This window comes from Curtobacterium sp. MCLR17_036 (assembly GCF_003234445.2).
GTDB lineage: Bacteria > Actinomycetota > Actinomycetes > Actinomycetales > Microbacteriaceae > Curtobacterium.
On sequence record NZ_CP126269.1, the window covers coordinates 915,643 to 934,605 of the forward strand.

Annotated in this window: 20 protein-coding genes; 12 read left to right on the forward strand and 8 right to left on the reverse strand. The window is 71.5% G+C overall.

Translation table 11 applies throughout. The features are described 5' to 3' along the window. The first annotated feature begins 2 nt into the window (after positions 1 to 2). The 3 genes from DEI99_RS04330 to DEI99_RS04340 are packed head-to-tail and all read left to right on the forward strand — an operon-like array spanning position 3 to position 3,225. Entirely contained in the window at positions 3 to 872 is an 870-nt protein-coding gene (locus DEI99_RS04330; RefSeq protein ID WP_111041539.1) for a sugar phosphate isomerase/epimerase family protein, read from the forward strand. Further along, entirely contained in the window at positions 869 to 1,981 is a 1,113-nt protein-coding gene (locus DEI99_RS04335) for a transaldolase family protein (protein ID WP_111041538.1), read from the forward strand. The genes DEI99_RS04330 and DEI99_RS04335 overlap by 4 nt, the downstream gene beginning before the upstream one ends. Then, positions 1,978 to 3,225: a Gfo/Idh/MocA family protein gene (locus tag DEI99_RS04340; RefSeq protein ID WP_111041537.1), complete on the forward strand. Its 1,248-nt coding sequence runs from the start codon at positions 1,978 to 1,980 to the stop codon at positions 3,223 to 3,225. Before DEI99_RS04335 ends, DEI99_RS04340 begins: the two co-directional genes overlap by 4 nt. Before the next feature lie 142 nt (positions 3,226 to 3,367). Here DEI99_RS04340 and DEI99_RS04345 read toward each other — a convergent pair whose 3' ends face one another. Together DEI99_RS04345 and DEI99_RS04350 are read right to left on the reverse strand one after the other, a co-directional pair. After that, the gene (locus DEI99_RS04345; protein WP_071263503.1) at positions 3,368 to 4,126 is read right to left on the reverse strand and encodes a GntR family transcriptional regulator; all 759 of its coding nucleotides are present in this window, start codon (positions 4,124 to 4,126) and stop codon (positions 3,368 to 3,370) included. A 92-nt stretch (positions 4,127 to 4,218) separates the two neighbouring features. Then, positions 4,219 to 4,854: an exonuclease domain-containing protein gene (locus tag DEI99_RS04350; protein WP_254783018.1), complete on the reverse strand. Its 636-nt coding sequence runs from the start codon at positions 4,852 to 4,854 to the stop codon at positions 4,219 to 4,221. An 82-nt stretch (positions 4,855 to 4,936) separates the two neighbouring features. Here DEI99_RS04350 and DEI99_RS04355 point away from each other — a divergent pair, with 82 nt between their 5' ends. The 4 genes from DEI99_RS04355 (at position 4,937) to DEI99_RS04370 (ending at position 7,586) form a co-directional block, all read left to right on the forward strand. Next, a complete protein-coding gene (locus DEI99_RS04355; protein ID WP_111041535.1) occupies positions 4,937 to 5,494 on the forward strand; it encodes a hypothetical protein in 558 nt (185 codons plus the stop codon). Positions 5,495 to 5,553: 59 nt separating this feature from the next. Next, positions 5,554 to 6,627, forward strand: a complete 1,074-nt coding sequence (gene ychF, locus DEI99_RS04360; protein ID WP_111041534.1) for a redox-regulated ATPase YchF — start codon at positions 5,554 to 5,556, stop codon at positions 6,625 to 6,627. Positions 6,628 to 6,639: 12 nt separating this feature from the next. Next, a complete protein-coding gene (locus DEI99_RS04365; RefSeq protein ID WP_111041533.1) occupies positions 6,640 to 7,011 on the forward strand; it encodes a hypothetical protein in 372 nt (123 codons plus the stop codon). A 161-nt stretch (positions 7,012 to 7,172) separates the two neighbouring features. After that, positions 7,173 to 7,586, forward strand: coding sequence for a hypothetical protein (locus DEI99_RS04370; protein ID WP_111041532.1), 414 nt, complete (start codon positions 7,173 to 7,175; stop codon positions 7,584 to 7,586). Between the two features lie 99 nt (positions 7,587 to 7,685). On the opposite strand, the gene glgX is transcribed toward DEI99_RS04370, so the two are convergent. Continuing rightward, complete coding sequence (glgX, locus tag DEI99_RS04375) at positions 7,686 to 9,704, reverse strand: glycogen debranching protein GlgX (RefSeq protein WP_111041531.1); 2,019 nt, start codon at positions 9,702 to 9,704, stop codon at positions 7,686 to 7,688. A gap of 136 nt (positions 9,705 to 9,840) precedes the next feature. On the opposite strand from glgX, the gene DEI99_RS04380 reads away from it, so the two are divergent. Then, entirely contained in the window at positions 9,841 to 10,305 is a 465-nt protein-coding gene (locus DEI99_RS04380) for a DUF8821 family protein (protein ID WP_111041530.1), read from the forward strand. Between the two features lie 92 nt (positions 10,306 to 10,397). After that, positions 10,398 to 11,840: a PQQ-binding-like beta-propeller repeat protein gene (locus DEI99_RS04385; RefSeq protein WP_111041529.1), complete on the forward strand. Its 1,443-nt coding sequence runs from the start codon at positions 10,398 to 10,400 to the stop codon at positions 11,838 to 11,840. 76 nt (positions 11,841 to 11,916) lie between these two features. Here DEI99_RS04385 and DEI99_RS04390 read toward each other — a convergent pair whose 3' ends face one another. Beyond that, the gene (locus DEI99_RS04390; RefSeq protein ID WP_111041528.1) at positions 11,917 to 12,204 is read right to left on the reverse strand and encodes a hypothetical protein; all 288 of its coding nucleotides are present in this window, start codon (positions 12,202 to 12,204) and stop codon (positions 11,917 to 11,919) included. Positions 12,205 to 12,584: 380 nt separating this feature from the next. On the opposite strand from DEI99_RS04390, the gene DEI99_RS04395 reads away from it, so the two are divergent. After that, on the forward strand, positions 12,585 to 13,424 hold the full coding sequence (locus DEI99_RS04395) for a cohesin domain-containing protein (RefSeq protein ID WP_284180949.1): 840 nt from the start codon (positions 12,585 to 12,587) through the stop codon (positions 13,422 to 13,424). Next, positions 13,421 to 15,277 carry an amidase family protein gene (locus DEI99_RS04400; protein ID WP_111041079.1) on the forward strand — a complete coding sequence of 619 codons (1,857 nt, stop codon included), beginning with the start codon at positions 13,421 to 13,423 and terminating at the stop codon, positions 15,275 to 15,277. Before DEI99_RS04395 ends, DEI99_RS04400 begins: the two co-directional genes overlap by 4 nt. A gap of 83 nt (positions 15,278 to 15,360) precedes the next feature. On the opposite strand, the gene DEI99_RS04405 is transcribed toward DEI99_RS04400, so the two are convergent. After that, on the reverse strand, positions 15,361 to 16,137 hold the full coding sequence (locus DEI99_RS04405; RefSeq protein WP_111041080.1) for an isocitrate lyase/PEP mutase family protein: 777 nt from the start codon (positions 16,135 to 16,137) through the stop codon (positions 15,361 to 15,363). A gap of 212 nt (positions 16,138 to 16,349) precedes the next feature. On the opposite strand from DEI99_RS04405, the gene DEI99_RS04410 reads away from it, so the two are divergent. Further along, positions 16,350 to 17,537, forward strand: a complete 1,188-nt coding sequence (locus tag DEI99_RS04410) for a MalY/PatB family protein (RefSeq protein ID WP_258369264.1) — start codon at positions 16,350 to 16,352, stop codon at positions 17,535 to 17,537. A 197-nt stretch (positions 17,538 to 17,734) separates the two neighbouring features. Here DEI99_RS04410 and DEI99_RS04415 read toward each other — a convergent pair whose 3' ends face one another. From DEI99_RS04415 to DEI99_RS04425, 3 genes are all read right to left on the reverse strand, one after another. Further along, the gene (locus DEI99_RS04415; RefSeq protein WP_071263473.1) at positions 17,735 to 17,920 is read right to left on the reverse strand and encodes a hypothetical protein; all 186 of its coding nucleotides are present in this window, start codon (positions 17,918 to 17,920) and stop codon (positions 17,735 to 17,737) included. 16 nt (positions 17,921 to 17,936) lie between these two features. Beyond that, positions 17,937 to 18,395 (reverse strand): GNAT family N-acetyltransferase, encoded by a 459-nt coding sequence (locus DEI99_RS04420; RefSeq protein ID WP_071263471.1) that lies wholly within the window; start codon positions 18,393 to 18,395, stop codon positions 17,937 to 17,939. A 64-nt stretch (positions 18,396 to 18,459) separates the two neighbouring features. Beyond that, positions 18,460 to 18,948: a GNAT family N-acetyltransferase gene (locus DEI99_RS04425; protein ID WP_111041082.1), complete on the reverse strand. Its 489-nt coding sequence runs from the start codon at positions 18,946 to 18,948 to the stop codon at positions 18,460 to 18,462. Positions 18,949 to 18,963 lie beyond the last annotated feature (15 nt).

Consider the following 18,963-nt stretch of genomic DNA (forward strand, 5'->3'; position numbering starts at 1 on the left):
CGATGCCGAAGATCGCACTCGACCCGACGCCGTTCCACCACGACCTGTCACTGCTGGAGTTCCCGCAGAAGGTCGCGGACCTCGGCTACGAGCACCTCCAGCTCACCCCGCACCGCGACTTCATCCCCTTCCACCGGCACCCGAAGGCCGACGACGACCTCGTCGACGCCTTCGCGGCCGCGTGCCGGAAGGCCGGGGTCCAGGTCGCGTCGGTCCTCCCGGTGCTCCGGTGGTCCGGGCCCGACCGTGACGCCCGTGAAGCCGCGGTGACGAAGTGGAAGCGGGTCATCGAGATCACGAAGCGCCTCGGCGTCGACACGATCAACACCGAGTTCTCCGGCCGCCCAGAGCTCCCCGAGGAGTCCGAGGACGCCTTCTACCGCTCGATGGAGGAGCTCCTGCCGATCATCGAGGGCTCCGGGCTCCGCGTGCTCATCGACCCGCACCCCGACGACTTCGTCGAGGACGGCCTCGAGGCGCTCCGGGTGATCCGCGGCCTGAACTCGAAGCACGTCGGGTTCGTCTACGTCGCCTGCCACACCTTCCACTACGGCGGCAACATGGACGAGATCATCGACGCCGCGGGCGACTCGCTGCAGTTGGTCCACGTCGCCGACGCCTACGACCACCGACGGTCGCACGGCCTCCGCTACATCACGAACCCGCCGGGCAACCCCGTGCGCGTGCACCAGCACCTGCCCGTGGGGCAGGCGGACGTCGACTTCGACGCCTTCTGGGCCGCGCTCGACCGGGTCGGCTTCACGGCGCGCGAGGACACCGTCGCGGTGTCGAGCGTCTTCGCCGAGAACGAGAACGCCGACGAGGTCTCACGCTTCCAGCTCGACACGATCACGAAGGGACTGAACCGATGACGACTGCCCTCGAGGCCCCGACGCCCACCGGCGCCGACGACCGACCCGTCACGCTGCAGGCCGCGTCGCAGACCGTGACCGCCCTGTGGAACGACTCCGCCGATCCGCGCGAGCTGTCCACGGCGATCCACGAGTACGGGGCGGTCGGGGCGACGTGCAACCCGGTGATCGCCTACACGTGCATCCAGCAGGACCCGGAGACGTGGGTGCCGCGCATCCGCGAGATCGCCGCCGAGCACCCGACCGCGGGGGAGTCCTGGATCGGCTGGAAGGCCGTCGAGGAGCTCTCGATCGCCGCCGCCGAGCAGTTGCTGCCCGCCTTCGAGGCCTCGGGTGGCCGCGACGGCCGACTGAGCATGCAGACCGATCCGCGGTTCCACCGCGACCAGGACGCGCTCGTCGAGCAGGCCGTGCGGTTCTCGCAGCTCGCCCCGAACATCATCGTGAAGATCCCCGCCACGAAGGTCGGCATCGCCGCGATCGAGGAGGCCGCGTACCGCGGCGTCTCGATCAACGCCACCGTGTCGTTCACCGTGCCGCAGGTCGTCGCCGTGGGCGAGGCGATCGAGCGGGCGCTCGACCGTCGCGCTGCCGAGGGCCGGCCCGAGCAGGAGTTCGGCCACGTCGTCACGCTGATGGCCGGGCGCTTCGACGACTGGTTGAAGACGGTCGTCGAACGCGACCACGTCATGGTCGACCCCGGCATCCTCGAGTGGGCCGGCGTCGCCGCGGTGAAGCAGGCGTACCGGGTCTTCCAGGAGCGCGGCTTCCGGTCGCGCGTGCTCGTGGCTGCCTTCCGCAACCCGCTGCAGTGGTCGGAGTTCCAGGGCGGCGACCTCGTCGTGTCCCCACCGTTCCGGTGGACGAAGGACATCAACGAGAACGCGTTCCCCTTCCGGCCGGACGCCATCCACGACGAGGTCCCCGCCCACGTCATCGACGCGCTGCGGGCGGCCACGCCGGAGTTCGCCCGGGGCTACGACGTCGACGGCATGACCATCGACGAGTTCGACCGCTTCGGTGCCACGGTGACCACCTTGCGGCAGTTCCTCGACGCCGACGCGAAGCTCGACGCCCTGGTCCGCGACATCATCGTGCCGGCAGCATGAAAGCAGACGCACCCGCAGCGGCAGACGCACCCGCACCGGCCCCCGCACACCCTGCCACGATCGGCGTCGGCCTCATCTCGGTCGGCTGGATGGGCCGGTTGCACTCCCGTGCCTACCGCGCCCTGCCCGACCACTTCCCTGAGCTCGGCGTGCAGCCCCGGCTCGTGGTCGCCGCCGACCCGATCGAGGCGGCGCGCGACCAGGCCGTCACCCGCCTGGGCTACGAGCGCGCCGTCGCCGACCACCACGAGGTCCTCGCCGACCCCGAGGTCGACGTCGTCTCGATCTGCGCGCCGAACTTCCTGCACCGCGAGATGGCGGTCGCCGCCGCCGAGGCGGGCAAGCCCTTCTGGATCGAGAAGCCGATGGGCCGGTACGCCAGCGACTCCCGGCAGATCCACGAGGCGGTCCAGCGCGCGGGCGTCATCACGAGCGTCGGCTTCAACTACCGGCACGCCCCGGCGATCCAGCGGGCACGGGACCTCGTCCGCAGCGGGCGGTTGGGCCGCATCACGAACGTCCGCGGGGCGCTCCTGGCCGACTACTCGTCCGACCCTGCGGCGCCGCTGACCTGGCGCTTCGAGCGGGAGCGTGCCGGCTCGGGCGTCCTCGGCGACCTGCTCTCGCACGGGCTCGACCTGGCGCAGTACGTCGTCGGCCGGATCTCGTCCGTGTCGGCGCTCGCCGAGACGTTCATCACCGACCGCCCGCTCCCGGGCGCCGGCATCGTCGACCGCAGCGCCGCCGCGACGGGGGAGCGGAAGCCCGTCGAGAACGAGGACTACGCGGCCCTGCTCTTCCGCTTCGAGGACGGCGCCGTCGGCGTCATGGACTCCAGCCGGGTGATGCGGGGCCCGCACGCCGAGTACACGCTCGAGGTCTACGGCACGAGGGGCTCGGTGCGGTGGGACTTCCAGCGCCTCAACGAGCTCGAGGTCTTCCTCGACGGGCAAGAGGTCGACGGGTACGCGACGCACTACGTGGCCGCGGGGGACGGTGAGTTCGCCCGCTTCCAGCCCGGCGCCGGTACCGCCATGGGGTACGACGACCTGAAGACCGTCGAGGCCGCGCAGTTCATCGCGAGCGTCCGGCGCGGGGAGCAGCTCGCGCCGTCGGTCGCCGACGGCTTGGCGGCGGCCTCGATCGTGGAAGCGGCAGAGGCCTCGCTCGGAGACGGGGCGTGGCACGACGTCGCGCGGGTCGACGGGCCGCTCACCTACGCGGCGGCGACCCCGGTGCTCTAGCAGCACCCGGACGGCGGACGGAGGCGCGGTGCCGGCTGGCACCGCACCTGCCGTCTGCTCCGTCCGACGGTCCTTCGGGTTCGGCCGTGCGCAGTCCCTGGCGGGCGAGCTCGGGGTTCCGCCGGCCGCGTGCGCCCGTGACCTACTTGTCGACGAGCGTGACCTCGAACGAGTACCGGTCCGGGCGGTAGCAGTGCACGCCGTACTCGACCGCCCGGCCCGAGGCGTCGTACGCGGTGCGGCTCATGGTGAGCACCGGGTCGCCGTCCTCGATCTCGAGCAGATCGGCTTCGTCGTCCGTGACCGCACGGGCGCCGATCCGCTGCTTCGCCACCCGCATCGTGACGCCCCGGCCGCGCAGCAGCTGGTACAGCCCGTGTGCCTGCAGGTCGTCGTCGGTCAGGTCGAGGAACTCCGGCGGCAGGTAGTTCTCGAGGATCGCCATCGGGACGTCCTCGGCGAACCGCACGCGTCGGATGTGCGCGACGGTCGTGCCGGGCTCGATGCTGAGCGCCGCGGCGACGGCGTCGGACGCGGGGACGTCGTTGCGCTCGAGGAGCTTCGTCGCCGGCGCCTGGGCACCCTGCGCCAGGTCGTCGTACAGGCTCGTGAGCTCGACCTTGCGCGTCACCGGGCCGTGCACGACCTGGGTCCCGATGCCGCGACGGCGGACCAGCAGGCCCTTGTCGACGAGGTCCTGGATCGCGCGACGGATCGTCGGCCGCGACAGACCGAGCCGCTCACCGAGGGCGATCTCGTTCTCGAGCCGGGCCCCAGGGGGCATCGCACCGGAGCGGATCGACTCCTCGATGCGCGAGGCGACCTGGAAGTAGAGGGGCATGGGACCCGACCGGTCCAGGTCCATGAACAGGTCGGACGGCAGCTGGCCTTCGTTGGGCATCGCGGTCCTCCACACCTGCGGGACACCGGCGTCGGAGCCGACGGCATTGTCGTGACAATACCACCGGGGGCGCGGCGCCCCGGCTGCGGCGGTCAGTCGGAGAAGACCATCGGGCGGTTCGACAGCCGCGGCTGCGTGGTGCCCTTCGGCTTCTCGTCGCGCGCCCGGACCGGCGCGATCGACACCCGGGTCGCGGCGCCGAGCGCCTCGACGGTGTCGGCGCCGTGGTGCCCTGCGGCGTGCACGACGATCGCGGCGCAGGCCTCGGCGTCGGCGGCTGCGTCGTGGTGCTGGAAGCCCGCGAACCCGGCGGCCATCGCGGCGCTGGGCAGCCGGTACGAGTCGAGCGTGTAGGTCTTGCGGGCGACCGCGAGCGAGCACAGCGAGTGGTGCTCGGCGAGGTCGGTACCGGTCGCGGAGCACCCGCCGGCGATGACGCCCATGTCGAAGCGGGCGTTGTGCGCCACGAGGACGTCGCCCTCGGCGAACGCCACGATGTCCGGGTACTGCTGCTCCCACGACTTCGCGCCGACGACGTCGGACGCGACGATGCCGTGGATCCGGGTGTTCCACTCGAGGAACGCGTCGTGGCCGAGCGGCGGCCGGATGAACCACGACGCCCGGTCGACGACCCGGCCCGCGCGGACCTTGACGAGCCCGACCGAGCACGCGCTGGCGGGCGAGCTGTTCGCGGTCTCGAAGTCGATCGCAGTGAAGTTCAACGGCACGCCCTCGATCGTCGCACGCGGTGCCGACATCGCCGGAACGCGCGCCCGGCGTTGCGTCAGCGGCCGCTCTACTCTGGACGCCATGGGGAACGAGGACGACCGCCGACCGCTCGTGTTGCTGCTCGCCGGGTCCGGCTACGGCCAGCAGGCGCCGCTGCTCTGGTGGTCGCGGTTCGTCGCCGAGGCCGCCGGGTGCGAGGTCGTCGCCCCCTCGTGGGTCGTCGACGACGCAGCGGGAGCCGACCCGGTCGGGTTCGTCGAACGCGCCGTCGACGCCGCCCTCGGCGGGCGGCTGCCTGACCTCGTCGTCGCGAAGTCCTTCGGCTGCTGCGCACTGCCGTGGGCGGTCCGGAACGGCGTGCCCGGCGTCTGGCTGACCCCCGTCCTGTCCCTCGACGCCGTCGCGACGGCGCTCGCCGCCGCTCCCGACGTGCACGACGCGATCGGGGGTTCGGACGATCCCCTCTGGCAACCGCAGCGTGTCCCGGGGACGGCTGCGCGCCTCCAGACCGTCGACCGTGCCGACCACGCACTCCAGGTGACGGGCGACTGGCGACTGTCCCAGCGCCTGCAGGCCGACGTCTCCGCCCTGGTGGAACGCCGCGTGGCCGGCCTGGGCGAGCCGCGTCGCGTCTCCTGACGGTCGGACGGGAGGCCCGGGTCGGCCCCGACGGGCGGCCGCCGGTAGGCTGTGCTCCCGTGGCTCTCACCATCGGAATCGTCGGTCTCCCGAACGTCGGCAAGTCGACCCTGTTCAACGCCCTGACCAAGAATCAGGTGCTCGCGGCGAACTACCCGTTCGCGACCATCGAGCCGAACGTCGGCGTGGTGAACCTGCCCGACCCGCGGCTCGACCAGCTCGCCGAGCTGTTCCACTCCGAGAAGACCGTGCCCGCGCCGGTGTCGTTCGTCGACATCGCCGGCATCGTCAAGGGCGCCAGCGAGGGCGAGGGGCTCGGCAACAAGTTCCTGGCGAACATCCGCGAGGCCGACGCCATCGCGCAGGTCGTCCGCGGCTTCACCGACGACGACGTCGTGCACGTGGCGAACAAGGTCTCGCCGAAGGACGACCTCGAGGTCATCAACACCGAGCTGATCCTCGCCGACATGGAGACCATCGACAAGGCGCTCCCGCGCTACGAGAAGACGGTCAAGCTGAAGCAGGCCGAGCCGATCGTGCTCGAGACCGCCCGCGAGGCCCGCGCCGCGCTCGAGCAGGGCACCCTGCTGTCCGCGACCTCGATCGACCTCGCGCCGATCGCCGAGCTCGGACTGCTCTCCGCCAAGCCCTTCATCTTCGTCTTCAACGTCGACGAGGCGATCCTGACCGACGGCACCCGCAAGGCCGAGCTCGCCGCACTCGTCGCCCCCGCCCAGGCGGTCTTCCTCGACGCCCAGGTCGAGTCGGAGCTCATCGACCTCGACCCGGCGGACGCCGCCGAACTGCTCGAATCGACCGGCCAGACCGAGTCCGGCCTCGACCAGCTCGCCCGCATCGGCTTCGACACCCTCGGCCTGCAGACCTACCTGACGGCTGGTCCGAAGGAAGCCCGCGCGTGGACGATCGGCAAGGGCTGGAAGGCTCCCCAGGCAGCCGGCGTCATCCACACCGACTTCGAGAAGGGCTTCATCAAGGCCGAGGTCATCTCGTTCGACGACCTGGTCGAGACCGGCTCCATCGCCGAGGCCCGCGCCGCCGGCAAGGCCCGGATCGAGGGCAAGGACTACGTCATGCAGGACGGCGACGTGGTGGAGTTCCGCTTCAACAACTGAGACGGGGGCCGCATGAGCCAGCAGTTCGCCTTCTGGCGCACGAGTGAGCGGCTCGACTCCGCTCGGGTGTACGAGCGACTCGTGAACGGCGAGGTCGTCCCCGAGGTCGAGGCGCTCGAGCCCGCTGCGATCGAGGCGGCGCTCATCGCGGCGTTCCCGGACTGGGAGGCCGAGCCCACCCTGGCCGGCGGCTCCGGCCAGACGATGCTCGCCGCTCCGGGGGACGGCGGCGCGATCGACGTCGGCTACGGCTCGCAGATGGTGACCGCGACCTGCTACGGCCTGGAGCCGGAGCAGTGGAACGTCGTCATCTCGGCGGTGGTCGACCTGGGACTGCCGCTCTACGACCCGCAGATCGGATACCGGTTCGACGGCCACGAGTGAGGCGCTCGAGTCGGAGCGCGGACCCCACCCGGAACCTCCATCGGTGGGGAGGGCGGCTGTTTCCGCAGGTCCTGACGGTTCTGGTGCAGGATCCCCGTGGACGATGAACCAGGACCGTCAGCGCGTGCGAGCCGTCCGTGCCTGCCGGTAGCCTGCGACGCATGGGGGCCGATCAGCAGCAGGGGTATCCGTTTACGCCGCGGTCCGCGACGGCACTGACGGTCGGGGACCTGATCCCGGTGCAGGGCGACACGGCCGGCTGGGCGTGCCTGCAGGTGCTCGAACTCGCTCCGCGGGCGCGGTCGTACTTCATCGTCGGTCTGCTCGACTGGCGTGGCTCGCTGCCGCCCGGCCCTGCGGACGTCCGGACAGCGGCTCCCCTCCGGCGGGCGATGACGCGCATCGAGGTGTTCACCGAGGGCGGGCTCGAGGTCGTCGGGAACAGCGCGCCGGCAGACGAGGGCCAGGAACGGTTCTTCGGTCCTGGGTACATCGGGAAGCGCACGCAGACCTGGGGGTGGATGGCAGCCATCACGCGAGGGAAGCGGCAGGCCGACGGGCTCGAGGCCCTGTAGGACGCTGCGGGGCTCGCCACGTCACGCATCCCGGGCGGTGCGGGAGGCGTGGAGGGTCGGGGCGCTCCCTCCCGCTGTCGGGAGGGAGCGCCCCGTGCATCACACGAGCGCCGTGAAGGACGCGTCGCGGACGAGCAGCGTCGCCGCGCTCCCCGAGACCTCCTGGTCGGGGTCGCTCGACAGGCCGAGCGACCAGCTGCCGCCGCCCGGACGCTCCGGCAGGGTGAACTCGACGGTCGTCTCGGAGGCGTTCAGCAGCACCGCGACGGTGTCGTCACCCTGCGTGAGCAGGAGGATGACCGCGCGGTTGCCGACGTCCGCCCAGTCGCCGTCCTCGAACCCCTGCGCGTCCGCGCGGAGCACCTGCACGGTCGACTCGGAGTCACCAGGAGCGGTGCGGTACCACTCGGGCCGGAGCGCCGGGTGCTGCTTCCGGAACGCGATCGCCGCGGTCGTGAACGCGAGCAGGTCCTGGTCCGCCGCGGCCCAGTCGAACCACGAGATCTCGTCGTCCTGGCAGTAGGCGTTGTTGTTGCCGCCCTGGGACCGCGCGATCTCGTCGCCGCCCAGGATCATCGGGACACCGGCCGAGAGCAGGAGCATGCCGAGGAAGTTGCGCCGCTGGCGGTCGCGGTAGTCGTTCACCGCGCCGTCGTCGGTCGGGCCCTCGATGCCGCCGTTGAACGAGGTGTTGTTGCTCTCGCCGTCGTTGTTGTCCTCGCCGTTCGCCTCGTTGTGCTTCTCGGCGTACATGGTGAGGTCGGCGAGGGTGAAGCCGTCGTGTGCGGTGACGAAGTCGACCGAACAGAGGGGCGAGCGCCGTGACCCCTCGTAGACGTCCGGGCTGCCGAGGACTCGCTGCACGGCGTCGCCGAGCGTGCCCTCGTCCCCGCGCCAGAACGCGCGGAGGTCGTCGCGGTACTTGCCGTTCCACTCCGACCAGTCGGCCGGGAAACCACCGACCTGGTAGCCCGCGGTGTCCCAGGGCTCGGCGATCATCTTGACCTCGCGGAGCACCGGGTCCTGGTGGATGATGTCGAGGAACGCGGAGTGCTTCTCGGCCTCGCCGTCCTGGCGGGTCAGGGTCGTCGCGAGGTCGAAGCGGAAGCCGTCGACGTGCATCTCCTCGACCCAGTAGCGGAGCGAGTCGGTGATGAGGCCGAGCGCCGACGGGTGCGACACGTTGAGGCTGTTGCCGGTACCGGTGGTGTCGAAGTAGTTCGCCTCGTCGCCCTCGACCAGGCGGTAGTACGAGGCGTTGTCGATGCCCTTGAAGGACAGCGTCGGGCCCATGTGGTTGCCCTCGGCCGTGTGGTTGTAGACGACGTCCATGATGACCTCGAGCCCGGCGGCGTGCAGGGCCTTGACCATCTCCTTGAACTCGGCCACCTGCTGGCCGGCGCTGCCCGAGGCCGAGTACTCGTCGTGCGGCGCGAAGAAACCGATCGAGTTGTAGCCCCAGTAGTTCCGCAGGCCCTTGTCGGCGAGCGTCGAGTCCTGGACGAACTGGTGCGTCGGCAGGAGCTCGACGGCGGTGACCCCGAGGTCGGTGAGGTGCTTGATCGCTGCCGGGTGCGCGAGTCCGGCGTAGGTGCCGCGGATCTCCTCGGGCACGTCCGGGTGCTGCTTCGTGAAGCCCTTGACGTGGACCTCGTAGAACACGGTGTCCGTCAGCGGCGTGGCGGGGCGGACGTCGTCGGCCCAGTCGAAGGAGCGGTCCGCGACCACGGACTTCGGCATCGCGCTCGCCGAGTCGGTCTCGTCGATCTGCTCGGGGTCGTCCATGTCGTGGCCGAACAGGGCCTGGCCCCACTCGTAGGTCCCGTCGACGGCGGTCGCGTACGGGTCGAGCAGCAGCTTGGCTGCGTTGTGGCGGAGGCCGTTGGCCGGGTCCCAGGCGCCGTGGACGCGGAAGCCGTAGCGGGTGCCCACGGCGACGTCGGGGACGACGTCGTGGAAGGTGTAGCCGGTGCGGTTGCGGAGCTCGGTGCGGTGCTCGGTGCCGTCGTCGTCGAAGGTGCAGAACTCGACGCGTTCGGCCGTGCTCGAGAACAGGGCGACGTTGGCGCCGCCGTCGACGAGCGTGACGCCGAGCGGGGTGCGGGAAGAGAGGGGCATGACGTCCTTCTACCGGTCGGCGACTGTGCCCTCGGCCGGAGGACGTACCCCGACCGCACCCGATCGATACTGGCAGGCGGACAGCGTCGGCTAGATTCGCCTCGTCACGCCCGAGGAAACCGCCCGAGGAGGCCCCATGTCGTACGTCGTCGACTTCGTGAACGTCTCCACGGTGGGGCTCGAACGCTCCCCGGTCGCCGATGCCCTGGCGGGCCTGCGCGCGAACGAGGCGCGGTACTTCTCGAACAAGTACGCGCACGTGTTCACCACGCACCCGGCCGCCGAGGTGCCCGACCTGGTCGAGTACGTGCGCCGGGTCCTCGCCGAGGAGCGGGGGATCGTCATCGCGTCGCCACCGCTCGAGGCGACCGAGGCGCTGGTGGACGGTGTCCGCTGGACGCACGTGTTCCACGAGTCCGGCCTGGTGGTCAACGTGCTCTACGCCCTCGAGCCGGGCGGCAAGCGGGCGGTGGGCTTCAAGCTGGCCGACGGCATGGAGGTGCCCGACGAGCTGGCGGACACGTTCAAGTTCGCGCGGCAGAAGTCGAAGCTCGCCGGCACGATCCGTGGCTCGTACTTCGTCGTGAAGGGCGAGTACTGACGGGCCGACACACGGCGTCGACGGGGCTCCTGCAATGCGGCACACCCGAACGAGGGTCACGAGGAATCGTCATGCTTCGGTAGGTTGACCGCGTGCCACTGCTGTCCTCGCGCCTGTTCCTCCCGCTCGCCGGGCTCCTGCTGTCATCGATCGCCCTCGCGGGGTGCTCGGCGACCGCAGAGCCGAAGAAGGTCGACCTGGCGGCTCCGTTCTCGGCCGACGCTGCAGTGACCCCGGAGTGGTCCCTCGACATCACCCCGGTCAGCAGCCCGGCGTTCGTGGCAGGGACCGCCCTCGTGTACGACGGCACCGACGAGCTGCGCATGGTCGCAGTCGACACGGCGACCGGGGAAGAGCGCTGGTCGAGGCGGTCGAGCACCGGCGCCGTCGTGCCGAAGTGGACCGGCTTCTCGGTCGTCACGACCGAGGGCGCCGGAGGCAAGGACCTGGTCGCCTACCTGACTCCGGCGGAGCTCGACGCCTCGATCGACTACTACCAGCACACGCTCGTCGTCGCCGACGTGCAGACCGGCGAAGTGATCTGGCACGCCCCGAAGGACTGGGTCGCCGGTGTGTGGAACTGCGGACTGAACCGCGACGTCTGCTACTCGACGTGGGACCTCGCGTCCGAGTCGTGGGTCTCCAAGGAGCTCAACGTCGACACAGGGCAGGTCGGGCCCGTGACCACCGAGGTGGACGGGCGGCCCACCGACGTCATCGACGAGGGCGTCTACAGCTACACCGACGCATCGGGGACGGCGTGGTTCGGGCGTCGTGTGGACGGGCAGGACCTCTGGAAGGTCGAGGCGGAAGGACTCGTCGGGAAGGACATCGACTCTGCCGGACGGCTCCGCGCCGTCGACACCGTCCCCGACAGCGACGACCTCTTGCTGAACATGACCGAGGCGAAGACGGCAGACGGCAAGACGATGTCCGTCGACGACTTCACGCTCGTGTCCATCGACGGGAAGACAGGTTCCCGCAACTGGTCGACGACGGGGGCGCTCTGCACGGGGGCTGACCTGATGGTCTGCCGCGGAGCGGTGTCGTTCAGCGCCGCGGACGACGACGCCGGCTTCGACCTGGGCAAGGGTGCGCTCGTCGTTGCCGGGATCGACGCCTCGTCCGGGAAGGACCGGTGGTCGAAGGACCTCGCAGGCGTCACGTCGCTCGCGAACGCCCGTGGCCAAGCGGGTCGTGGCAACCTCGAAGACGCGTGGGTCTACCAGGACGCGAAGGGCGCGGCGATCCTCTCGACCGACGGGCAGAGCGGACGGGTGCCCGCGGACGACCTCACCGCGTGCAAGAGTCCGATCCGCTGGAACGGGCCCGAGTCGTCGAACCCCCAGAACCCCGTGACCGAGTTCCAGCTCGGGATCGTCTGGAGCCCGTGTGACGCAGCGGGACGGGCGTCGGGGGAGTCGTGGACCGACGGTTCCGTGCGGGCGGCGTCCGACATGCCCGACGGCTGGAAGACGGGGCAGAAGGTCGTGCAGACGAAGGAAGCGCTGCTGGGCTTCCAGATCGAGGGCTGACGGCCCGGACGCGACGGAGCGCCGCCGGGCGGACCCGGCGGCGCTCCGCTGTGGTGCTGGTACTGGTCCCCGGGCCCTAGGCCGCCAGCGCCATGTCGCCGGCGTGCACGGACTGTGCCTGCAGCAGGGTGCGGCTGGCCTCGCCCTGCCAGGAGCGGCCCGGCACGGTCCAGCCGGCCTCGCCGACGGCGTCGAGCCGCGAGCCCCGGGTGATGAAGGCCGACAGGTCGTCGGCGTCGATGCGGACGAGGTACTCGCGCTGCGAGCGGTCGTCGCGCACCGGGAACTCGGCGATGCGGTCGGGGGTGATGGTCGGGGCCGCGAGTGCGGTCCCGGAGACGGTGATTCGTTCGTTGCTGGTCATGGTGTTGCGGTACTTCCTGGTCGTTCGGCGCCAGGGCGACTCGGTGTCGGCGGACGGCTGAGTCCGGCGCGACGCATCGAGTGCGGGGCGCACACGTCGAGTTTCAACGTGCAGCTCGTCCGTTCGGATCGAGCGGTGGTCTCGTGGGAATGCGACTCGGGTGAGTCGGTTCGAGACGATGGTGTGCGCGAGTCAGATGGGTTCGCTGCAGTGCACCAAAAGAACACTATACGCAGCAACTACAAAATTGTCCAGGTCGATCGCGGTGTAACCGGGCGGAAACGCGCGGGGTCGGTCCCCGAAACAGCACCCCGTTAGCTTTCGGACCACTGAGTACCCGCTCAGGACCCGACCCCACCCCTTCCGAAGGACCTGCGCCCATGCAGCACCGAACACGGCTGCGCCCCCGCGCGACGATCGTCTCCTCGACGCTCGTCGCCGCCGGGGCGATCGGCCTCGCCGCCCTGACGGCCTCCCCGGCCCTGGCAGCGCCCACCGCGTCGACGGCCACCATCGACGCGCCCGCCTCGGCGACCGTCGGCACCGCGTTCGACGTCGACGTGACGATCCCGGCGACCGAGGACGTCTACGCCTACGAGATCACCCTCGACGCCGACGCCGACCTCGTGCGCTACCAGGACGACAGCGTGACCGGTCCGGACGGCGGGTTCGACAGCGTCGAGCAGGACGGCGACACCCTGACGATCCTGCACACCCGTCTCGGCACGTCACCCGCGCTCGAGGGCGACCTCGCAGCGTCCGTCACGCTCGAGCCGACCGCCGCCGGTACCGCGGACCTGTCGGTCACCCGCATCACCCTCGTCGACCCGGACGGCGCGACGACGACGCTCACCGACCCGGCGAGCACCACGGTGACGATCGCGGCCGCGCCCACCGCCGGGCCGTCGCCGACCACCGCCCCGACCTCCGCACCGACCGGCACCGCGACGCCGACGCCGAGCGCCAGCGCGCAGCCCGGCGACGGGAACGACCCGAGCGACCCCACCGACCCCAGCGACCCCACCGACCCGACGAGCGGTGCCACCGCCGTCCCCGCGGGCGGAGCGGACGAGCGTCCGACCGGCGGCGAACTCGCGTGGACGGGTGCCGACGTCGCCCCGTGGATCGCGGCGTCCCTCGCCCTTCTCGCCGCGGGCGGCACCCTGACCACCCTGCGGGCCCGTCGTGCCCGCCGCGAGCGCACCGGAGCAGCCGAATGACCGCCAGCACGCAGGCCCGCCGCAGGCGACGTTCCGCCGTCGCCGGCGCCTCGCTCATCGCCCTCGTCGGGGCCGCCCTCGCGGCGACCCCCGCGATCACGGCCGCCGCCGCACCCGCAGCCGTCGACGCCAGCCCCGCCGCCATGCTCGCGCCGTACTACACAGACCTCGACCTGACCGGCGACGACCAGGTGACGAAGGCCGACCTCGCCGTGCTCACCGACCACCTCGGCGCGACGAGCACGAGCCCCGACTGGGCGACGGTCAGCGCCGCGGACACCGACGCGGACGGCACGATCACGGTCGCCGACCTCGCCGCCCTGTCCCAGCGGATGATCTACGACGACGGCCCCTTCCAGCTCGTCGAGGCGTCGACCGTCGACATGCAGGCCGCGATGAACGCCGGCGTCACGACCTCGGTCGCGATCACGCAGGACTACCTCGACCGCATCGCCGCGTACGACCGCACGAAGGTCGACACCGCGTCGACCGGCCGTGCGCTCAACTCGATCATCACCACGAACGCCGACGCCCTGACCGCTGCGAAGGCCGCGGACGCGGAGCGCGCCGAGCACGGCATGACGAGCATGCTGCTCGGCGTGCCGATCGCGGTGAAGGACAACTACGACACCAAGGACATGCCGACCACCGGTGGCTGCGGCTGCTGGGACGACAACCAGACCGACACCGACGCCGCCATGGTCACCAGTCTGCGCGACGCGGGCGCCGTGATCCTGGCGAAGGCCAGCCTCGACGAGTTCGCCTACGGGTTCGTCTCGGAGTTCTCGTCGAACCAGCCCGCCGGCTCGTCGCTCCTGGTCGCCAGCCCGTACGACACGGCGCAGACGGCCGGTGGGTCGAGCGGCGGCACCGGTGCGGCGATCTCCGCGAACCTCGCGGGCATCGGCTTCGGCACCGACACGGGCGGTTCGATCCGCGTGCCGTCGACGTACAACCAGCTCGTCGGCATCCGGCCCACGGTCGGCCTGACCAGCCGTGACGGGATCATCCCGCTCGCGCTGTCGCAGGACACCGGCGGCCCGATCACGCGCTCGGTGACCGACGCGGCGGTCGCGCTCGACGCCGTGACCGGCGTGGACGCGGCGGACCCGGCGACGGCTGCGCAGGCCGGCAAGGTCCCGACGTCGTACACGTCGTCGCTCGACGCCGACTCCCTGCAGGGCGCCCGCATCGGCTACGTGACGAGCATGGTCGGCACGAACGCCACGACGAAGCGCCTGTTCGACGCCTCCGTCGCGAAGCTGCAGGCCGCCGGTGCCACCGTCGTCCCGATCACCGCGACGACGGCCTTCAACCGGGTCCTGTCCGAGGGCAGCGGCAGCACGAACGAGTTCAAGCACGACCTGGACGAGTACGTCGCGAAGCACCTCGACCCCGACGTCACCGCGCGTTCCCTGCAGGGGATCCTGGCCTCGGGTGAGTACGTGCCGAGCCGCAAGGGCACCTACCAGTCGCGTGACCTGATCACCGACGCGCAGTACCAGGCGTGGGCCGGACCGACGGGGTCGCACACGACGCAGCTCGCCACCGGCAAGCAGCTCGTGACGCAGATGCTCGACGACCAGGACCTCGACGCGCTCGTCTACCCGTCGGGCACGCCGTACGGCACGCAGTCGACGAACATGCGCCTCAGCCCGAACACCGGCATGCCGGCGATCACCGTCCCGATGGGGCAGGCGATCGCAGCCGACGACACCATCACCGGTGCCGGTGTGAACCTGGAGTTCCTCGGCCGCTCGTTCGACGAGAGCACGGTCATCGGCCTCGGGTACGCCTTCGAGCAGGAGACACACGCACGCACCACGCCCGCGCTGTACCCGGCGCTCGGCTGAGCTGAGCGGGTCGCGATCGCGACCACAGGACGGACGGGAGGCCCGGTGCCAGCTGGCACCGGGCCTCCCGTCCGTCTGCTCCGTCAGTTCAGGGTCGGGGTGTCCTCCGGCACGACGCCGTCGGCGTACAGGTCGGTCGCCAGGTCGCGCAGCGCACGCAGCGCGACGCGCTGCGTGAGCGGACCGTAGGAGATGCGGGCGACGCCGAGGGCCTCGTACTCGGCGGCGGGCAGGGCGCCGGGCAAGCCGATGACCGACAGCTTGCCGCGGCCGAGCCCGTCGACGAGCCGCTCGACGACGTCCCGCTGGATCGCGCCCGGCACGAAGACGAGCGGTGCGCCGACGTCGAGGAACGCCTTGCCGCGGGCGATCGCGTCCGCGATGCTCTCGTCGATCGGGCGGTCGCCGCCGCGGGCGATCGCGTCGGTGCGGGCGTTCAGCTGGAAGTCGATGCCCTCGGCCTCCACCGCCTTGGTGATCGCGGCGACGCGGGCGACGGCCTCGTCGAACGGGCGCAGCCGGTCCTCGACGTTCGCGCCGACGATGCCGGCGGCGATGGCGCGCCGGATCGTCTCGGCCGGGTCCGCGTAGCCGTCGTCGAGGTCCGCGGTGACCGGCAGGTCGGTCGCGGCCGCGACGGTCGCGGCGCCGGCGAGGGCGACGTCGAGCGGCATCCCGCCGTCGTCGTACCCGAACGAGGCCGCGATCGAGTGCCCGGCGGTGGCGATCGCCCTGGTGTCGGGCAGGTCGCTCACGGTCTTGGCGCTGATCGCGTCCCACACGTTCACGACGCGCAGGATCTCGGGGGCTTCGTGCAGCTGCTTGAGGGTGGTCGCCTTGTCGGCGGTGCTCGTGCTCATGCGGCCGACACTAGGCGGGTCCTGCGTCCGGGGTCACGCGCACGTGGTGAGCAGCAACGGTCGGGTCGGCGCACGCGACCCGACCGTTCCTGCTCACGATGCGACCGCGACCGCGATCTCGACCGCGCCCCCGCCCGAGACCCGACCCGGAGACGACGCAGGATGACGCTCGGAGTCGCGCCGGGCCTCCGGTCCGATGCATGCTGGGACGCATGGCGAACGACGAGCAGGACCCGGTCGGGACGCTCCGCGGGGTGCGCACGAGCATCAAGTGGACGCGGTACGCGCCCGACGTGCTGCCGCTGTTCGTCGCGGAGATGGACCACGACGTCGCGCCGGCGATCCGGCAGGCGCTGATCGAACGGGTCTCGCAGTCCGACCTCGGGTACCTCGACGGCCCGGGGCCGCTCGCTCCCGCGTTCGCGCGGTTCGCGCTCGACCGCTGGGGCTGGGAGGTCGACCCGACCCGCATCCACCTGGCCACCGACGTCAGCGTCGGGATCGTCGAGTCGCTGCGGCTCGCGCTGCCCGACGGCGGCCGGGTGGCGATCACGCCGCCCGTGTACCCGCCGTTCTTCGAACTCGTCGACGAGGCGCGATGTCTGGTCGAGGAGGTCCCGCTGCTCGAGCAGTGGGGGCGGTACCGGCTCGACCTCGAGGGCCTCGAGCGCGCGTTCGCCGGCGGGGTCGGCGTCTTCCTGCTCTGCAACCCGCACAACCCCGTCGGCCTCGTGCACGACCGTGCCGACCTCGTCGCGATCGCCGAACTGGCCGCGAAGTACGACGTGCTCGTCATCAGCGACGAGATCCACGCACCGCTGACCCACCCCGGCGTGCAGTTCACGCCGTTCGCGATGGTCGCCGAGCCGCTCGGCGCGCGGAGCGTGTGCGTGACCTCGGCGAGCAAGGGGTGGAACCTCGCCGGGGTGAAGTGCTCGGTCATCGTCGCCGGCGACGCCCGGACCGCGGCCCTGCTCGACACCCTGTGGGAGGAAGTGGCCTGCCGGACGAGCATCCTCGGGCTGCACGCGAACCTGGCGGCGTTCACCCTGGCGACGGACTGGCTCGACGACGTCGTCGCCCGGATCGTGGCGAACGACCGGCTGCTCGCCAAGCTGCTGGCGGAGCACCTGCCCGGGGTCGTCTACACGCGACCGCGCGCCGGCTACCTGGCCTGGCTCGACTTCCGGGGGATCGGGCTCGGCGACGACCCGGCGGTGCCGATCCGGGAGCACGCGTACGTCGCCCTCAACTCGGGGCTCGGCTTCGGGGCGCAGGGCCGCGGCTTCGTGCGGCTCAACCTGGCCTGCTCACCGGAGACCCTGCGCGAGGCCGTGTTCCGGATCGCGTCGGCGTACCCGTCGAGCACGCAGGAGGGGCTGGTCTGGCACGTCGCATGAGCGCGGGCGGGCGGGCGCGCGCGGGCACGGGTGCTCGTGGCTCGCGCTGCATGGCCCGCGCTTCGTGGCTGCCGCCGACGTCGAGTGAGCAGAAGGTGTCGGGTCTGCGGCGCGCACTCGACGTCTTCTGCTCACTCGCGGCCGCGCGGAGCCGCACGGAGCGCAGAGACGCGCAGAGACGCCCGGAGACGCGGCGGTCAGGCGACGTACTGGTTGCGCCCGACGACGCTGATGTGCAGCTCGTCGTCGCGGTCCATCGCCAGGAGCTCGCGGGCCACGAACCCGACGGAGGGCCAGCGGGACACCTCGGTCACCATGAAGCCGTCGATGAACACCTGCCACGCGCCGCGCTCGCGGACCGCCTGCACCTCGTAGGTCGCCATGCCGCGAGCGTACCGGTCAGCCGACGCGCTTCGCGTAGTACCGCATCGTGGGGACCTCGCCCGTCGGCTTGCACCAGTCGGCGGGACCGCGGCCGGTGAGCCGCCAGCCGTGCCGCTCGTAGAGGCGCCACGCGGCCGGGGTCTCCTCGGTGACGTCGAGCCGCACGTGCGTGCCGGGGCAGGCGCGTTCGGCGGCCTCGAGCAGGGCGTCGGCGACACCGGCGCCGCGGCGGTCCGGTTCGACGAACAGCCGCGTCACGGTGGGCATCCGGCCGGGTTCGGGCACCGCGAGTCCGACGTGGCCGATGACGAGGTCGTCGTCATCGACGGCGACCCAGGCGCCGAGCGACCCGTCGGGGCAGAGCCACGCGGCCGGGTCCTCGGGCCAGGACGCCGGGTAGCCGCCGAGGTGCACACGCCAGAGCACCTCGACCAGGGGGTCCAGGTGCGTGTCGGCGCGCTCGGTGATGTGCATCTCCTGGACGCTATCGACCGCGGGCGTCCCGTGGTCAGCGTTCCGGCGATCGTGGTGCGGGGTGTCAGTCGAGGGCGAGGGTCATGTGCACGTCGGCGCGGGCGTACGGGCTCGGGGCGACCTCGTCGGCGCGCAGGTGCCGGAAGCCGAACGCCTCGTACAGGTGGACCGCGCTGGCGAGCTTCGCGTTGCTCTCGAGGTCGATCCGGTGTGCCCCGAGCGCTCGAGCGCGGTCGAGGGCCGCGGCGATGAGGCGACGGCCGAGCCCGTGCCCTTGGTGGCCGGGGGAGACGGCCATCTTGACGAGCTCGAAGACACCGGGCGCGGTCGGGGCGATGCCGATGCACCCGACGACCTCGTCGTCGAGACGGGCGACGAACACCGCGCCGCCGGGCTCGACGACGTGGCCGACGGGGTCGGCGAGGATCGCACGGTCCGCGTCCTCGAGGGTGAAGTGGCGGGTGACCCAGTCCTCGTTGAGCACGCGGAACGCCTCGGCGTCGGCCGGGGTCGCGAGGTCGGTGATGGTGACGGTGGGGGTCGCTTCGGTCATGTCTCGATCCTCCAC

What these genes read in the sequence shown, in the direction of transcription:
- DEI99_RS04330 (WP_111041539.1), top strand. Translation starts at nt 3, where the DNA reads ATGCCGAAGATCGCACTCGACCCGACGCCGTTCCACCACGACCTGTCA.
- DEI99_RS04335 (WP_111041538.1), top strand. Translation starts at nt 869, where the DNA reads ATGACGACTGCCCTCGAGGCCCCGACGCCCACCGGCGCCGACGACCGA.
- DEI99_RS04340 (WP_111041537.1), top strand. Translation starts at nt 1,978, where the DNA reads ATGAAAGCAGACGCACCCGCAGCGGCAGACGCACCCGCACCGGCCCCC.
- DEI99_RS04345 (WP_071263503.1), bottom strand. Translation starts at nt 4,126, where the DNA reads ATGCCCAACGAAGGCCAGCTGCCGTCCGACCTGTTCATGGACCTGGAC.
- DEI99_RS04355 (WP_111041535.1), top strand. Translation starts at nt 4,937, where the DNA reads ATGGGGAACGAGGACGACCGCCGACCGCTCGTGTTGCTGCTCGCCGGG.
- DEI99_RS04365 (WP_111041533.1), top strand. Translation starts at nt 6,640, where the DNA reads ATGAGCCAGCAGTTCGCCTTCTGGCGCACGAGTGAGCGGCTCGACTCC.
- DEI99_RS04370 (WP_111041532.1), top strand. Translation starts at nt 7,173, where the DNA reads ATGGGGGCCGATCAGCAGCAGGGGTATCCGTTTACGCCGCGGTCCGCG.
- glgX (WP_111041531.1), bottom strand. Translation starts at nt 9,704, where the DNA reads ATGCCCCTCTCTTCCCGCACCCCGCTCGGCGTCACGCTCGTCGACGGC.
- DEI99_RS04380 (WP_111041530.1), top strand. Translation starts at nt 9,841, where the DNA reads ATGTCGTACGTCGTCGACTTCGTGAACGTCTCCACGGTGGGGCTCGAA.
- DEI99_RS04390 (WP_111041528.1), bottom strand. Translation starts at nt 12,204, where the DNA reads ATGACCAGCAACGAACGAATCACCGTCTCCGGGACCGCACTCGCGGCC.
- DEI99_RS04395 (WP_284180949.1), top strand. Translation starts at nt 12,585, where the DNA reads ATGCAGCACCGAACACGGCTGCGCCCCCGCGCGACGATCGTCTCCTCG.
- DEI99_RS04400 (WP_111041079.1), top strand. Translation starts at nt 13,421, where the DNA reads ATGACCGCCAGCACGCAGGCCCGCCGCAGGCGACGTTCCGCCGTCGCC.
- DEI99_RS04405 (WP_111041080.1), bottom strand. Translation starts at nt 16,137, where the DNA reads ATGAGCACGAGCACCGCCGACAAGGCGACCACCCTCAAGCAGCTGCAC.
- DEI99_RS04410 (WP_258369264.1), top strand. Translation starts at nt 16,350, where the DNA reads ATGGCGAACGACGAGCAGGACCCGGTCGGGACGCTCCGCGGGGTGCGC.
- DEI99_RS04415 (WP_071263473.1), bottom strand. Translation starts at nt 17,920, where the DNA reads ATGGCGACCTACGAGGTGCAGGCGGTCCGCGAGCGCGGCGCGTGGCAG.
- DEI99_RS04420 (WP_071263471.1), bottom strand. Translation starts at nt 18,395, where the DNA reads ATGCACATCACCGAGCGCGCCGACACGCACCTGGACCCCCTGGTCGAG.
- DEI99_RS04425 (WP_111041082.1), bottom strand. Translation starts at nt 18,948, where the DNA reads ATGACCGAAGCGACCCCCACCGTCACCATCACCGACCTCGCGACCCCG.